Consider the following 16,762-nt stretch of genomic DNA (forward strand, 5'->3'; position numbering starts at 1 on the left):
GCGGGAGCTAGATTTGAACTAACGACCTTCGGGTTATGAGCCCGACGAGCTACCAGACTGCTCCATCCCGCAATCACTAATCTTTATCCAAGTTGCTTCCCTAGTGGGTTACGCCTTGTCTCAGATGGGCGCTATAATAGAGAAATTATTTTTATTTGCAAGTTAAAAGACTAATTTATTTGTTGCCTGGTTCAAAATTAAACGCTAAACGTTGTTTTTGCAACTTTATCACGATGATTTCACCTCTTTTACAAATAAAAGGTGAAAGAGAGCCATCGTTAGAAAACTGCGTTACTCCGCTTGTTCTTTTAATTTTCGGTTCTTAACAAACTTCTCAATTCCTTTGCCTGTCGTTGCCCATATCATTAGACCACACCATGCAATAATCGAGAATCCAGCCGGAACACAGGCTGCCAAAATCAACATAAAATGCTTGCGGTTGAAAAAGAGTGCCAAAATTGCAGGCAAAAACCAGATGGCAAGGAATGCGATTATAAATAGCGCAATTGTTAAAGGGCTTGCTGAGTTTAGTGCTGACTCTATTTGACTGAAAAATTCCATGGTTATTCTTACCTTCTTAATCTTATGTTATGTGTTAAGGCATAGAATAGAGGGTTAATAAGCTGATGAGGTATAAAAAGTGTTGAACGGTTTATTTTAGTGATTTGATGTGTATTTTATCACAGGGTCGGTAAACGACCCTGTAATTTATTACTTTTAGTATAGGTGAAGTAGCTGGTTAATATTAAAATGTGCTCCTTGGCCAAATTCAAGGCTGAGCATTTGTTGTAACTGGCTAGCTGCATCTTGGTTTGCGCCAGCTCTCTTCATTAACCCATGAGCAACTAAGGAATCAAACTTCTCATCGATGTTATTGGTCTGCTGGGCTTGATAAAAGTAATTTAAATATTGCTCATCGACTAATTGGGTGAGCAACTGCTGTGCTATATGTACCCGTTCCTGCGCTAATCTTGGGCTCAATGCTGTTTTGTTTAACACTTCCATCGGGTTAGCTGCTAATCCAATGATAGGGTGCGCTGGGTGACTATCGTCCTGAGAGTCCACCATTACTTTTGCCGTACGAGTTATTTTGTTTACTGTCAGGTACAACACACTTGTCAGGGTATTGGTTTGATGCTGCTGGATATATTCATAATCAGTATACACCGGCACCTCAACTACAGGCGGCGTATGTATTAGCGCATCAGCAATGTGCTCTTGTTGATGATTTATCTTATTTAATTTTTTGCGCTGTTTAGTTAAGCGCGATGCAGCCTTCTCGTGCTGTTTTTTATGGTACTTATGCTCGTTATTGACATCACTTAGCTGACGCTCCAACGACTGTTTGCGTTCCGTTGTTAAATTAGTTGCAAGTAACTTCATTTCTAATGATTGCTTACGACTCGTAAATTGCTGTAAAGATTTCTTATGTTGATTAAGCTGGCGAGTTAGCTTTCTAACACTGCGCTTGATCGAGTACCTGTCGTCTTTAATGTCGGCGAGTTGATGTTGCAGATCGAGAATGTCAGGGTTAGCGATAGTTTGGCTACCACTGATGTATTGTGTTAGGGCTGTTGAGTTTGACTGCTGTATTTCAAAAATCGGATTTGATTGTGCGAATTTCAGTTGCTTTATATTGCTGTTACGTTTGTTTACTACCTGTAAACCATCAATATTCACAGCAACAGTATTGTCGAGGTAGATATTGTTTGGCTGGATATTAACTTTTATTTGACTTTTATCTCGCAGCTCTCGGTATAAACGTTGATAGGCTGATGTTGCTGATGAATTAGGTGTTAATTGTGCAACCTTGGCATACAGTAGCAGCGCTTTGGCTGTTTGGCCGTTTGTCTCTGCGTGTTGTGCTTTGACTAACAAGTCAGTTGCCCAGCTTGCTAGTAATGATTTTGCATGCGTTAACTTGTCGCGAGTTAATTGGTCGTTAGGCTTTTCTTTGAGCGCTAAAGTAAACTCTTGCACCGCGAGTTCATACTGTTGTGAAACCATTAGATTTTCAGCCGATTCCATATAGTTTTTATGTGCACAGCCCGACAGCAATAATACTGCAGATACAATAAAAAAGCTTAATGCTCTGCTGCGATTGAGTAATCGAGTTTTAGGAAACAATAGGGCGATCATAGGACGCGTTCCTTATATAAAATTAAGTGCTGACGGAGCAGTAAACTCAAATAATTAATGAAAAAATAAAAAGGCTATTAATCTAATTTATAAAGATAAAACTGAATAAGAGCTGACTTACTATCATACCTTACTTTTTTTGCTAAATAGATTCATATTTATGCGTTTGAACGGGATATATTTAGATACATTTTTAAATGTGAATACACAATTCACTTATGCTATAAAGACCGCCCTTTTAATAAAGTATACAATTTTCTTAAGCGAGAAAAATATGAACAAACTAGTCAGTGGTTTGTTACTTAGTATATCGGTGGTTATAACGTCCCCATTGATGGCTAAAGGCAAACCGTTTGAAGATAAGTTTCGTCAGTTAGATGAACTTTTACCTACACCTAACACTTACCGCACTGCATCAGGTGCCCCTGGACATGAATATTGGCAACAAGAGGCCGATTATAAAATTCGTGTAAAACTAGATGATGAAAAGCAGACCTTAACGGCTTCAGAAACCATCACGTATAAAAATAACTCACCAGACACACTTACTTACCTTTGGTTACAACTGGATCAGAATCGGTTCAAGCGAGACTCCTTAGATAAAACCACTCGGACAACTCGCTTAAAACAAAGCAATCCAAAAACAAGCTTTAAATCAATGCGTGGTCTGGTGAAGTCACAACAGCATGATGGCGGTTATGACATCACCAAAGTGACGGATAAGAATGGGCGTGACCTGCCTTATATCATCAATGATACGATGATGCGTATTGACTTGCCTACTGGGCTTAAACCACATGGACAATTCGTGTTTAACATTGATTGGAACTATCATATTCGCGAACAGAAAGTATTAGGTGGTCGTTCTGGCTACGAATACTTCAAAGAAGATGAAAATTACCTATATGAAATTGCCCAATGGTTCCCTCGTATGGCGGCTTACTATGATGTCTATGGTTGGCAAAACAAACAGTTTTTAGGTAATGGTGAGTTTGCCTTAGAGTTTGGTGATTACGATGTTGAAATTACCGTACCGAGTGATCACATTGTGGCATCAACCGGTGAATTACAAAACCCACGTAGCGTACTAACTTCGGCTCAGCGTAAGCGTCTTGAGAAAGCAAAATATGCCGATAAGCCAGTGATCATTGTTTCTGAAGAAGAAGCGACGGAAAAAGAGAAGACCAAGTCATCAAAAATGAAGACATGGCGCTTTAAAGCTGAGAATGTGCGTGACTTTGCTTGGGCTTCATCACGTAAATTCATTTGGGATGCACAGGGGTATACTGAAGGCGGCATCGATACGATGGCCATGTCTTATTACCCAAAAGAAGGTAACCCGCTCTGGGAGCGTTACTCGACAGAAGCGATTATTCACACCATAGAGCATTACAACAAATACAGTTTACAATACCCGTACCCAGTCTCTATCTCGGTGAATGGTCCTGTTGGTGGCATGGAATACCCAATGATTACCTTTAACGGTCCGCGCCCAAAAGTTGATAAAAAGACTGGTGAGAAGACTTACTCTAAACGTACCAAGTACGGATTAATCGGGGTCATTATCCATGAAGTTGGGCATAACTATTATCCAATGATTGTGAACTCTGATGAGCGCCAATGGACGTGGATGGATGAAGGGTTAAATACTTTTGTACAGTTTTTAGCTGAGCAAGCGTGGGAAGAAAAATACCCATCACGCCGTGGCCCTGCACGTAAGATTGTTAACTACATGAAGAGTAGTCATCAAGTGCCTATTATGACTAACAGTGAGTCTATCTTACAGTTTGGTAATAATGCTTATGGTAAGCCTGCAACAGCATTAAATATCTTGCGTGAAACCATTATGGGCCGCGAACTATTTGACTTTGCGTTTAAAGAGTATGCTGAACGTTGGAAGTTTAAACGCCCAACACCTGCTGACTTTTTCCGCACCTTAGAAGATGCGTCAGCGGTTGATCTTGATTGGTTTATCCGCGGTTGGTTCTACACCACCGATCATGTTGATATCTCGTTAGATCGCGTAACTAAAATGCATATTGGTAGCCAAGATCCTGAAGTTGAAAAAGCATGGGATCGTGAGCAGTTTAATAAAGAGCCTGCAGATATCAGTGATCTTCGCAATCAAGGCATGCCTGTGCGTACTGATAAAAAACCTGAATTGTTAGATTTTTATAACGAACATGACAAGTTTACAGTGACTAACCATGACCGTAATAAGTACAACAGTAGCCAAAAGAAATTAGAAGATTGGCAGCTTGAATTACTAAACAATGGCAGCAATATTTACACCGTTGATTTTAGTAATAAAGGTGGTTTAGTGATGCCAATTATCCTTCAGGTTAAATACGCTGATGGTAGCGATGAAGTATTACGCATCTCAGCACAAATCTGGCGTAAAAATACAGTGAAAGTATCTAAGATGCTAATCACTGATAAAGCGATCAAGGAAATCGTACTTGACCCTTATTGGGAAACAGCAGATGTTGATGTTAACAACAACTACTGGCCAACCCGTGTTATTGAGTCACGTTTAGAGCTTTACAAGCGTAAGAAATCGAAAAGTTTAATGGAAAAGTACAATGAAAAACTTAAGACGGATGACGATGCTGATAAAGAAACAGACGCGAAAAACGAAGACAAGGAAGCGGCATAATTGATGGCTATTCGCACCTTATTAATCACGCTAATAATCAACCTTGCTTGGGTAACCAACGCAAGTGCCCATACATTTTTTGTTGGTAGCACTGAAATATCAGTTAACAAGTTTACTAAAAGTACTGAGATAATTCATCGCATTACCAGCCATGATCTCGAAGCATTGTTGTCTGATAAACATCAACAACGTATTTACGCTGATAGTGATGAATACCTTAAATTAGTCCAACAATATGTTGAACGAGGTTTTGGACTAGTTGGCACTAATGGTAAACCAATAAAAATAGAGTTCGTTGGCATTGAGCCCGGGGTTAATGATACTTATATTTATCAGGAAGTTTTGGGATTAGAGTCAATTAGTGGGGTCGCTATATTTCACCAGTTATTAACGGATTATTTCCCAAGACAAAAAAATCGAGTGAATTTTGAATCGCCAAAAATCAAAGGTAGTTTATTGTTTGATGAGAAAACTCACGAGGCAGTAATCAACTAGATTTAATAGTCAGAGTCGGTTTTTGTGTAATTTTTGAGCCCAACATTCGTGTTGGGCTTTTTATTTAGCCATACATACTATTTTAACTTAGCTGTATTTGACTATCGGCTGCTATACTTATAAGTTATATATTAACTTTTAATAATAACAGTGATTTATGCTCGTTTATAGCGCAAGGCAAGCCATCTTAAATAGACGCTCACAAGTAGTGGCCTATGAGCTGTTTTTTCGTAGCGGCCCTGAAAACTTTTTTCCTGCTGATGTTGACCCTCATGAGGCTACCTCAAAACTTATCGGTCGAACGCACTTTAATAAAGGTATTCGGCCAATCACTGGCGGTAAACGCGCATTTATCAACTTCTCTGAAAAATCCTTAATTGATCGTTTGCCGCTACTATTGCCCCAAGAAGATATTATTATTGAAATCTTAGAAGACGTTAACCCCACCGATGATGTCTATCGTGCTTGTGTTGAGTTACATCGTTTTGGCTATCGTTTTGCGCTTGATGATTTTATCTATAAGCCTGAATGGAAGCGTTTTATTCGCTTAGTTAACTTAATTAAGTTTGATATCCAGCACACCACTCTTGATGAAATCGAACCGGTTGTTAAAAAGCTACGCGAGAAAAATGAGAAAAAGCTGTTGGCAGAGAAAGTGGAAACTCAAGAAGAGTTCGACAGAGCGGTTAAAATGGGCTTTAGTTTCTTCCAGGGGTATTTTTTTTGTAAACCTGAAATGCACTCAAATCATGAAGCGGAAGCCAATGAGCATTTGATGTTTTTAATTTACAAAGAAACGATTGCTGATGAGCTTAACTATAAAAAAATTACCCAGCTGTTAGAGCAAGACAGTAACTTAATTTATAAATTACTGTGCTTTCTTAACTCAGGCGGCTTTCCACTAAAAAGTAAAATCAAGTCGGTTAAGCAGGCGTTAACCTACTTAGGGGATGATCAACTTAGGCGTTTATTGTCTTTATTTGTTACCGCTATTCTGGCGTCGAATAAGCCAGTGGAACTGATTAAAATGTGCGTTATTCGTGCTAAGTTTTGTGAATCAGTGTCCCGACAAGTAGCGCCTACGTTGGTGGAAAGTGCTTTTTTAATGGGAATGTTTTCTTTAATGGACGCAATTCTGGACTCAACTATGCATGATGTTTTACAGCGGTTAGCAGTTTGTGACGATGTCGCTGAAGCATTACTTGATACAACCGAACGTAGTCAAACACCTCTGAGCTTATCGTTACGTGCGATAAAATACTTGGAGCAAGGGCGGTGGTATCAAGCAGAACGAGAAGCGATTAAATTACGTCTAGATAAAAAGCAATTGTCTAAGCATTATCAAGATGCTGTGATTTGGGCTGAATGCATACAAAATGGTAGTAGTAGCTTTGATCCTAATGGCTAATATTTATTGTTGTCAGAACACGCTAACGTAACAATTGAAACCGCGTTAATTTAATGACAGCGCTAGTTATCTAGCAAGGGGAAAGTGATGAACATTCCAGTAGTAATACAGGCTGCTCGCCCTAATTTTTTAATTCTAACACCGGTATGCATTTTCTTAGGTGTTGCAGCATCGTTGGTAACACTCACTGAAATCAATTGGCTTTTCTTAACCTTAGCAACGTTAGGAGCGCTTTTGGCGCATGTCAGTGTTAATACTTTAAATGAATATGCAGATTTTAAAAGCGGCTTAGATAGTCAAACTATTCGCACCGCATTTAGTGGAGGCAGTGGCGCGTTACCTAATAACCCCAGCGGCGCGCAAGATGTTCTGATTGTTGGTGTCGTATCTCTCTTATTAACCGCTGTCATTGGTTTATATTTCATTTTCCAATATGGCTTAATAATTTTAGGGATTAGTGCACTCGGCGGTGTCATTATTGTTAGCTACACTAATTGGCTCAATCGTCACCCTTGGCTTTGTTTAGTGTCACCTGGGCTCGCGTTTGGTGTATTAATGGTGGTCGGTGTTGAGATTGTGCTCACCGGAAAAGTTGAACCGAGTAGCTGGTTAGTCGCATTGGTACCGTTCTTTTTAGTCAATAATTTGTTACTACTTAATCAATATCCAGACATAGAGGCGGATAAAGTGGTCGGGCGACGTCATCTTGCTATTACTTATGGGGTGAATACGGCCAACATTATTTACGCTAGTTTTGTTGTAGCTACAGCACTGGCCATTATTGGTGGTGTGTATTGGCAAATGTTGCCGATGACTAGCCTTGCGGCGTTAACTTTATTGCCTGTGGCATTATTTTCGTTATGGGGGGCGATGAAACACCGTGAACAAATCGGCCTTCACCCTAAATACCTCGGTGCCAATGTGGCTGTGGCGATTATTACTCCGTTATTGTTAGCGTTATCGCTAATTTGGCATTAGCAATAACGTCCTTTCGCTGTCTCACCCACACCGTCTTCCCGGCATGCTTTTAGCCGGGATCTCGCTTTGCTATCAAGGCAGTTTACAGGTCAAAACGAGATCCTGAATTAAACACCTTCAGGATGACAATATGTGGCAGCCCCGACACCGTCTTCCCTACATGTTTTTAGCCGGGATCTCGCTTTGCTATCAAGGTAGTTTACACGCCAAAACGAGATCCTGAATTAAACACCTTCAGGATGACAATATGTGGCAGCCCTTACACCGTCTTCCCGGCATGTTTTTAGCCGGGATCTCGCTTTGCTATCAAGGAACTTTACAGGCCAAAAGGAGAACCTGAATTAAACACCTTCAGGATGACAATATGTGGCAGCCCCGACACCGTCTTCCCGGCATGCTTTTAGCCGGGATCTCGCTTTGCTATCAAGGCAGTTTACAGGCCAAAATGAGATCCTGAATTAAATACCTTCAGGATGACAATATGTGGCAGCCTCGACACCGTCTTCCCGGCATGTTTTTAGCCGGGATCTCGCTTTGCTATCAAGGCAGTTTACAGGTCAAAACGAGATCCTGAATTAAACACCTTCAGGATGACAATATGTGGCAGTCCCGACACCGTCTTCCCGGCATGCTTTTAGCCGGGATCTCGCTTTGCTATCAAGGAACTTTACAGGCCAATAGGAGATCCTGAATTAACCACCTTCAGGATGACAATATGTGGCAGCCCCTACACCGTCTTCTCGGTGTGTTTTTAGCCGAGATCTCGCTTTGCTATCAAGGCAGTTTACAGGCCAAAACGAGATCCTGAATTAAACACTTTCAGGATGACAATCTGTAAATACCTTCAGGATGACAATATGTGGCAGCCCCGATACCGTCTTCCCGGTGTGTTTTTGGCCGGGATCTCGCTTTGCTATCAAGGCAGTTTACAGGCCAAAATGAGATCCTGAATTAAACACCTTCAGGATGACAGTGTTGGAAGCCCTGAGAAAATATTTCAGGGCGATAATTGGCAGTTAGCCATAGTCTGACAGGTCTTACTCAGCCAAAGCCTTTAATAATAACTCACTAATTTGGCTACCAGCGGCAAGCGTCTTTTCGCGATCGTTGCCACCATCTTCATTGGTGTTTAAAAACGGCGCAATTTCAACCATATCTGCACCGGTGATTTTAAAGTGCTTATTAAGCTCTGAAATAATCAGTAAGGCTTGCTCTGGGTTTAAGCCATCAGGCTCCGGTGTGCCTGTTGCTGCGGCAAAGTGCGCATCAAGGGCATCAATATCAAAGCTAACATATAGCTCTTCAATACCATTGGCTTTTAATTTAACAATGGTTTCATCGACAATTGCTTGCGCGCCGCGCTCATTAATTTCATGTGTCCAATATTGGTTAACACCAAAGCTGTCTTCCCAATGACCACGATCTTTACCACTTGAACGAATGCCGAATTGGAACGCCATATCACGTGATGGTAAATCATCGAGTATATGAGTGACCCAAGAGCCAAAACAAATATCAATACCCAAACGTTCAACTAACAAGTCTGTGTGAGCATCAAAGTGGATAAGTGCGGCTTTTTTGTTTTGTGCTTTTTTAGCACGTAAATAACTGCGCGCTAATGGGTAGCTTACTGAGTGATCGCCACCAATGGCAAATAAGCCTTTATCGGGGAAGTTGTGATAGAACTCGTCACAAAAATCTTCGGTAATTGATAAAGCACTGACCGGAAGGCTAGACTCAGGGTTATGATATAGCGCTTTACGACAGTTAGTAATCGTCGCTTCGTTTAAGTATTTATCGTGTAGTAAATGCGGAATAACACGAACGTCACCGACATCAAAATAATCGACATCATAATCATCACTTAACATAGTTTGACGTAAGAATAATGGGCCCCAATTGGCTCCACGTAAGATACCACCGCCAGTATCACTACAAACCCCTAATACTACCGGGCGAGTGTCTAATGGTAATTGGCTAACTTGTTCTGACCACGCCAGCTCAATATTGTCTGTATTGCCATAAAGACTTTTATGCAGAGACTCTTTGCGCTCTTTGGCGGTATTAACGGTAAAAACACCATTACCCGGTGGACATAAATACTGATTTATTTTCGCTGAAAAGTTTGACCAATCTGCCATGTTTACTCCGATGGTTCTAGATAATATAAAATCATTTTACGAGATGTCGGCACTATTACAAGCAAGTGAATGTTGGATGAAAGTTAGGTGATGCATGGCTATGCGTATAAGCGATTAACTATGCAGTGAAATAGGTTGCAAGGGGACAAAATAACGCCATTACTGCATAAACAGTAATGGCGATTATTTTTAACTTAAATTACGAATCAGCTCATTTGGTGGCAAATGGGTCAAATCCTTACAGGCTCTGGTGCCAATTGCGGCTACAAAGAGACTACCGATCACGGTAGCAAGCAACCAAAGACTTGGGTGAGGCTGCCACGGCATTTCAATGACAAATGTTTGAATTAAGAATAATGCTACCTCAGTGGTTAGTGCTGCTGTAAAGCCCGCTAGCGCACCACAAATTAGAAATTCAATCGCGATAGCTTGCTTTAATAATTGCTTACCAGCGCCTAGTGTCCTTAGAATGACTAGATCTTGATGGCGCTGCTGATAACTTGCTTGGATTTGTACCAACAGTACTAAAATACTCGCACACACCACCAATAACATTATATAAGACAGTGCGAGCGAAACCTGCTCGATAATCTCACGCAACTTCTTAATCAAGCGATCCACTTTAATCAGTGACAGGGTCGGATACTCAGTCAGTAATTCATTAAGCAATGGGTGCTGTTCAGTTGGCAAATGGAATGATGAGATATACGTTGACGGCATATCACCAAGTGCTGCACGATTAAATATTAAAAAGAAATTTGGTCGCATCGAGCGCCAATCGACTTTACGGATGCTAGTTACGGTTGCTGTGATTTGCTCCTCACCGATATTGGTCACCAAAACATCACCAAGTTTAATATCAAGACGAGCTGCGACTTCCTCTTCGATTGAGACCTCTGGCTCAAGTTGATCAATGCTCCACCATTCCCCTTGTTGAATTGGGTTTTGCTTAGGTAAAGTATCGCGCCACGTTAAGCTTAGCTCGCGGCCAAACCCACGACGACCAGAGCGTTTACGCTCATTATCTACGTTGCCTTCGCTGTCGTAACCACCGATAGTGTCTTCATTAATCGCAACTACTCGGCCACGAATAATCGGGTAGAGGTCGCTGGTTTCAACGTCGTATTTCGCCATTAATTCATTTATCGGCTCAACTTGATCAGGCATGACATTGCCAAGGAAATGATTGGCAGTGCCTTGTGGGATCTGATCTTGCCATTCATCAACTAGTTCATTACGTAGCAGCAAGATAATTAGCATTAACATGATCGCAGTAGCAATGCTGGCAATTTGCATGCTTGCTTGCGGTGCACGTTGATAGAGCGATGCGATGGCTAATTGCCATGGGCTGGCTGCACTAAACTTTTTACCGCGTGATAAACGAATTAACCCCATCGCGATAAAGCTTAATATCGCGGCAACTAACCCCGCAACACACAAGGTAATTAAGCTTAATGTTAAATCTTGGCTATAGATGAGTAATAAACTGAATATCGCACCGCCAAACACTAAGCCATTAAGCCACAATTTAAACTGGGTTGGCTGCATATCACGTTTAATCACGCGCATTACCGGTACTTTAAATAAACGCAGCATTGGGGTTAGTGAGAACATCGCAGCACAAATAACCCCGGTACTGACCGAGATAAGCAATGGCTTAAAGCTCAGTGCGGGCAGTTGCTCCGGTAAGCTTTGCGGCATGTAATAGGCAACGGCGGCGAAAGCGAGTTCTTGTAAGATATAACCAGCAATTAATCCAAGTATTACCCCAAGCGTTGCAATCGTGGCTAATTGAAAGGTGAATATTTTTCGGATCACGCTATCACTGGTGCCCAGCGTTTTTAACAGGGCGACGGCGTCGAGTTGATTTTGACTAAATCGTGCCGCTGTGACACTAATTGCAGTAGCTGCCAGAATAATCCCTAGCAGACTAGCCAATAATAAAAACTGGTTTGCACGCGCCAATGAGTTAGCTAAAGGAGACTTCTCGCCCTTAATATCTTCCCAGTTTTGGTTGGTTTTAAGTGATGGCTTTATCGATTGATAATAGGCGGCTAAATCAGACTCTTCACCACTAAACAAGTAGTTATAATACAAACGCGAGCCCGGCTGAATAATGTTGGTGGCCGGAACATCTTGCTGGTTGATAAATATTGTTGGCGATGAGTTAAAAATTGAAAATGATGCATCAGGCACTTCAGTGGTAATGCCGCTGACCGTAAAGGTCGCGTCACCGACATCAAGTTTATCACCAATACTCAGTTGGAGGCGGATTAACACTTCTGGCGCGACCCATACATTGCCTTGCTGTGGCGGGCCAACAATCACTTCACCTTGGGTGTCTAGCGGCGCGTTGATTAATGGTGTTCGCGATATTTTTAAGTCACCACGCAAAGGGTAAGGGCCTGAAACGGCTTTGGTGTAGGCGAGTAACATCTCATCGCCAGCAAAGACCATCGAATTAAAGCTAAGGTAATTGGCTTTATTTAATGAAAATTGCTCTGACGAATTTATTAATTTATCGTCAATGGGATGAGCTGATGACAATACTCGGTCGGCAGCTAAAAAGTTACTGCTTTTAACCACTAAGGCTTGGTTTAAACGTTCACCAAAGCCACTGAGTGAAAAAACCGAGGTCACTGCTAGCGCAATAGCGAGTAAGAATATGGTTAGCTCACCACGCTTGAGCTGTTGCTTTAATAATGACTTGGCTGGCTTAAACCACATGCGTCAGTTCCTCTTGCGAATTCGTGGTTTGCTGCTCGCTGATTGTGCCATCGCTCATGGTGATAATGCGTTGACAGTTTGCAGCCAGTTTCGGGTCGTGAGTCACAAGGACCAGCGTCGTGTGATGTTGCTCATTTAATTCAAACAATAAACGCTCGATACGGTGGCCATTATCGCCATCTAAATTTCCTGTTGGTTCATCGGCAAATAAAATTTTTGGCTGACAAATAAAGGCGCGAGCAATAGCAACACGTTGTTGTTCGCCGCCAGAGAGTTGATTAGGGTAATGATCGTCACGGTGATCCAGCCCCACTTTCTTTAGTAAAGCGAGGGCTTGTTGCTCAGCGTCTTTGTGGCCAGCGAGCTGCGCTGGCAGCATCACATTCTCTAGCGCGGTTAGCGCAGGCAATAGCAAGAAGGATTGAAAGATAAAGCCAACTTTTTCAGCGCGTAAATGGGTACGCTGCTCTTCATCTAATTCGTGCAGCGGGGCATTGTCGAGCCAAATCTCACCAAAGGTTGAACTATCTAAACCAGCGAGTAGTCCTAACAATGTTGATTTACCAGAGCCTGACGCGCCAACAATAGCAATTGATTGACCTTGCTTGACATTTAAGGAGATAGACTTGAGTATCTCCAGTTGCCCGTTATTGACTTCAACTCGTTTAATAAGATTTTTTACTATGATGATATCTTTTTGTTCTGCTACTTGTTCACTCATCCGTCGTGCCTTCTGTGTACTGTCTATCTTGCTTGTTACTATGTCGTCAGCGTTTGCCACTAACGTATTACTATTAGGTGATAGTCTCAGTGCTGGTTATGGAATGCAAGCCTCAGAAGGTTGGGCCTTTAAAGCGCAGAAACAGTTACAACAGCAATTCCCCCAGTTTAAGTTATTGAATTTTAGTGCAAGTGGAGAAACAACAGGCGGCGGAAAAGCGCGTCTAGCACGTCTTTTAAGCAAGAATGAAGTGGATGTGTTATGGATTGAGCTCGGGGGAAATGATGGCTTACGTGGCTACCCAATTAATACAATTCGTAACAATTTATCCCAGATGATCACCTTAGCTAAGGAGCAAGGCATTAAGGTGATTTTAACTGAAATTCATATCCCGCCAAGCATGGGCAAGCGCTATACCTCGATGTTCACCGGCTTATATGCAAAATTGGCCGAAAAGCATCAAGTAGAGCTGATGCCATTTTTTATTGAAGAGATAGCCCTCGACCCTAAACTGATGTTACCTGATGGTATTCATCCCAACAAAAAAGCACAGCCGATCATTGCCAGTCAGATCACTGAATATTTTACTGAATATTTACAACGCGCTGGCAGCTAGCCAGCGATTACTTAACATTGATAAGGGAGTTCAATGAGTCAACAATTAACCTCAAATAACCTACTTAAGCTCGCAGCTGGTTTAAGTGCGCTGGCGGCACTGTTACATTTAGGCTGTATTTATTTTGGCGCGAGCTGGTATCGACTTTTCGGTGCTGGAGAGCAAATGGCACTGATGGCAGAGCAGGGTAGCATTCAGCCAGCGATTATCACCAGTTTTATTGCCGTAGTGTTATTTATTTGGGCGCTTTATGCGATGTCTGGCGCGGGCGTAATTAAACGCTTGCCCTTGTTACGTCTAGGGTTATCTTTGATTACGTTGATTTATTTAGCTCGTGGCGTTGCAGGGTTCTTTTTTATTAATAATCCGATAGGGCGCAGTCCAGAGTTTTGGATATGGAGCTCGGTGATCTGTTTAAGCGTTGGTCTTGTTCACCTGATTGGTTTAAAAAAGCAGTGGCGGGTGATTTAATCATTAGGTTGTTGAATAAAAAAGCCCCTTCATTTGTTTAATGAAGGGGCTTTTTAGTATGCTCAATTCAATAAGAGGGATTAACGATAGAGCGGGTATTTCTCACATAACTGCTGCACTTTAGCCTGTACTTGCTGCTCGACCGCTGAATTATCATCTGGGTTCGCTACTAGGCCATCAAGGACATCGCCAATCCAATGACCGATAGCGACAAAGTCTTGATCGCTAAAGCCACGACTGGTGCCAGCGGGTGTGCCTAGGCGAATACCAGAAGTCACCATTGGTTTTTCTGGATCAAACGGAATACCGTTTTTGTTACAGGTGATCCCGGCGCGCTCTAAACTCTCTTCAGCGGCATTACCTTTAAGTCCTTTTGGACGAAGATCAACCAGCATTAAATGCGTATCTGTGCCGCCAGTGACAATATCGCAACCGCGTTCAATTAAGGTGCTTGCTAGGGCGCGAGCATTGGTGATCACCTGACCAATGTAGGCGTGAAATTCTGGCTCTAACACTTCACCCAAAGCAACGGCTTTCGCGGCAATTACATGCATTAGTGGACCACCTTGTAACCCCGGAAAAACCGCGGAATTGATTTTCTTCGCGATATCACTGTGGTTAGTCAAGATCATGCCGCCGCGAGGACCGCGCAATGTTTTGTGCGTTGTCGTTGTCACTATATCCGCATGTGGGAACGGGCTTGGGTGGTGACCACTGGCGACTAAGCCGGCGATATGGGCCATATCAACCATTAACAGAGCGCCGACTTCATCGGCAATCGCTCTAAAACGTGCGAAGTCAATTTGGCGTGGAATGGCCGAGCCGCCAGCAATAATTAGTTTCGGCTGGTGGGCTTTAGCTTGTTCGAGTACTTGGTCGTAGTCGATTTGCATGGTGTCTTTACACACACCATATTGCACGGCATTAAACCACTTGCCTGATTGCGCTGGTTTTGCGCCATGGGTTAAATGACCCCCTGCATCAAGCGACATACCTAAGATGGTGTCACCCGGTTGTAATAGCGCGAGTGTCACTGCACCATTGGCTTGCGCACCAGAGTGTGGCTGAACGTTAACAAACTCACAGTTAAAGATTTGTTTCGCACGATCAATGGCTAGCTGTTCGACAAGGTCGACATGTTCACAGCCACCGTAGTAACGACGACCCGGATAGCCTTCGGCGTATTTATTGGTTAACGCACTACCTTGCGCTTCGATAACCGCCTTAGAGACAATGTTTTCTGAAGCGATTAATTCGATTTGTTGTTCTTGGCGTTTGGTTTCTAATTCAATCGCCATTTGGACCGCACCGTCAACAGCGGCTAAACCTGAGGCAAAAAAATGCTCTAATTCATAAGAACTGTAATTACTTTTCATCGTTTGTTCTCTTTTTAATGACTGAAGTGTTTTACTGGTTTTTCTCAACTATAGTACAAAAGTTTCCTATTGGAAACTTTTTCTCTTATTTGTGTGTTGTGGGTCTAATAGGTAACTTTTACCGTGGGTGTTTATGAATGGTGCTTTTTATGCAACAATTACCCTATTGGATAGTGTGAGTGCAGGTGAGCGAATAATGACAACAGATGTATACCCTTCAATGGTTGTAGCCGATAGTGATCAGCAAGAGCGTATTGTTGAGCCGATGCAATTAGGGAAACAAGTCAAAGCGATCCGCAAGAAAAATAAACTAACGCTTGAAGAAGCGGGTAAGCTCACTGGCTTAGCGCGTTCAACCTTATCTAAAATTGAAAATGAACAGATCTCACCAACCTTCGCCGTGATGCAAAAACTGGCGGCAGGTTTAAATATCGATATCCCACAGCTATTCACCAAACCTGACGTTGCCCAAGCTACTGGCCGCCGTGATGTCACCAAACTAGGCGAGGGCAAGCCCCACCTAACCTCGACTTACGAGCATGAGCTATTATCAACCCAGCTAAGTAACAAGAAAATGATGCCGTATCGCAGCCGTATTCACGCGCGTTCATTTGATGATTACGGCGACTGGGTACGCCACGAAGGGGAAGAGTTCTTACTTGTTCTTGAAGGGCAAGTTGAGATTTACACTGAGTTTTACGAGCCAACTAAACTCGATGTTGGCGATAGTGTTTATTATGATGCGACCATGGGACACGTGGTCATTTCAACCAGCCAAGACGACGCATTGATTTTATGGGTTACGGCGCGCTAACCCTTGCCTTCATCCTAGAAGTATCCCATACCTCGTCGTCCTGGCAGTGTTTTAGCCGGGACCTCTACAGCCTGTTACTCCCTTGGTCATCCTGACATGCTTTTAGTCAGGATCTCAAACAGCCTGTCTAACTTTCAAATTGGTCACGAATCAAAGCCCCAACGGCATGTTAACCGCAAGACGCTCAAGCCCATCCATGGGGCGCTCGAAAACCACATCC

The 16,762-nt window shown here is 42.5% G+C and carries 13 protein-coding genes; 7 read left to right on the forward strand and 6 right to left on the reverse strand.

From position 1 onward, the window contains the following. Positions 1 to 291: 291 nt before the first annotated feature. A complete protein-coding gene (locus Q8W26_RS16540) occupies positions 292 to 561 on the reverse strand; it encodes a superinfection immunity protein (protein ID WP_101215857.1) in 270 nt (89 codons plus the stop codon). Between the two features lie 156 nt (positions 562 to 717). Then, positions 718 to 2,139 carry a hypothetical protein gene (locus tag Q8W26_RS16545; protein WP_101215858.1) on the reverse strand — a complete coding sequence of 474 codons (1,422 nt, stop codon included), beginning with the start codon at positions 2,137 to 2,139 and terminating at the stop codon, positions 718 to 720. A 274-nt stretch (positions 2,140 to 2,413) separates the two neighbouring features. On the opposite strand from Q8W26_RS16545, the gene Q8W26_RS16550 reads away from it, so the two are divergent. The 4 genes from Q8W26_RS16550 (at position 2,414) to Q8W26_RS16565 (ending at position 7,676) form a co-directional block, all read left to right on the forward strand. Then, the gene (locus tag Q8W26_RS16550) at positions 2,414 to 4,795 is read left to right on the forward strand and encodes a M1 family metallopeptidase (RefSeq protein ID WP_101215859.1); all 2,382 of its coding nucleotides are present in this window, start codon (positions 2,414 to 2,416) and stop codon (positions 4,793 to 4,795) included. Between the two features lie 3 nt (positions 4,796 to 4,798). Beyond that, entirely contained in the window at positions 4,799 to 5,290 is a 492-nt protein-coding gene (locus Q8W26_RS16555) for a DUF6702 family protein (RefSeq protein ID WP_101215860.1), read from the forward strand. Positions 5,291 to 5,447: 157 nt separating this feature from the next. Beyond that, complete coding sequence (locus Q8W26_RS16560) at positions 5,448 to 6,698, forward strand: EAL and HDOD domain-containing protein (protein ID WP_101215861.1); 1,251 nt, start codon at positions 5,448 to 5,450, stop codon at positions 6,696 to 6,698. A gap of 87 nt (positions 6,699 to 6,785) precedes the next feature. After that, positions 6,786 to 7,676, forward strand: a complete 891-nt coding sequence (locus Q8W26_RS16565) for a prenyltransferase (RefSeq protein WP_101215862.1) — start codon at positions 6,786 to 6,788, stop codon at positions 7,674 to 7,676. Positions 7,677 to 8,713: 1,037 nt separating this feature from the next. Here the strand turns inward: Q8W26_RS16565 and Q8W26_RS16570 are convergent. From Q8W26_RS16570 to Q8W26_RS16580, 3 genes are all read right to left on the reverse strand, one after another. Continuing rightward, complete coding sequence (locus Q8W26_RS16570; RefSeq protein ID WP_101213679.1) at positions 8,714 to 9,817, reverse strand: arginase family protein; 1,104 nt, start codon at positions 9,815 to 9,817, stop codon at positions 8,714 to 8,716. 189 nt (positions 9,818 to 10,006) lie between these two features. Then, positions 10,007 to 12,544, reverse strand: coding sequence for an ABC transporter permease (locus Q8W26_RS16575; protein ID WP_101213680.1), 2,538 nt, complete (start codon positions 12,542 to 12,544; stop codon positions 10,007 to 10,009). After that, positions 12,534 to 13,265 (reverse strand): ABC transporter ATP-binding protein, encoded by a 732-nt coding sequence (locus Q8W26_RS16580; protein ID WP_101213681.1) that lies wholly within the window; start codon positions 13,263 to 13,265, stop codon positions 12,534 to 12,536. Before Q8W26_RS16580 ends, Q8W26_RS16575 begins: the two co-directional genes overlap by 11 nt. Between Q8W26_RS16580 and Q8W26_RS16585 the strand changes: the two genes are divergently transcribed. Continuing rightward, a complete protein-coding gene (locus tag Q8W26_RS16585) occupies positions 13,228 to 13,881 on the forward strand; it encodes an arylesterase (RefSeq protein ID WP_305473784.1) in 654 nt (217 codons plus the stop codon). The genes Q8W26_RS16580 and Q8W26_RS16585 overlap by 38 nt on opposite strands. A 33-nt stretch (positions 13,882 to 13,914) precedes the next feature. Beyond that, positions 13,915 to 14,352 (forward strand): hypothetical protein, encoded by a 438-nt coding sequence (locus Q8W26_RS16590; protein WP_101213682.1) that lies wholly within the window; start codon positions 13,915 to 13,917, stop codon positions 14,350 to 14,352. A gap of 80 nt (positions 14,353 to 14,432) precedes the next feature. On the opposite strand, the gene Q8W26_RS16595 is transcribed toward Q8W26_RS16590, so the two are convergent. Then, the gene (locus tag Q8W26_RS16595; RefSeq protein WP_101213683.1) at positions 14,433 to 15,728 is read right to left on the reverse strand and encodes a serine hydroxymethyltransferase; all 1,296 of its coding nucleotides are present in this window, start codon (positions 15,726 to 15,728) and stop codon (positions 14,433 to 14,435) included. Positions 15,729 to 15,861: 133 nt separating this feature from the next. Here Q8W26_RS16595 and Q8W26_RS16600 point away from each other — a divergent pair, with 133 nt between their 5' ends. Beyond that, the gene (locus tag Q8W26_RS16600) at positions 15,862 to 16,542 is read left to right on the forward strand and encodes a helix-turn-helix domain-containing protein (protein WP_305473785.1); all 681 of its coding nucleotides are present in this window, start codon (positions 15,862 to 15,864) and stop codon (positions 16,540 to 16,542) included. The last annotated feature ends 220 nt before the right edge of the window (positions 16,543 to 16,762 follow it).

The organism is Psychrobium sp. 1_MG-2023 (assembly GCF_030689115.1).
Classification (GTDB): domain Bacteria; phylum Pseudomonadota; class Gammaproteobacteria; order Enterobacterales; family Psychrobiaceae; genus Psychrobium.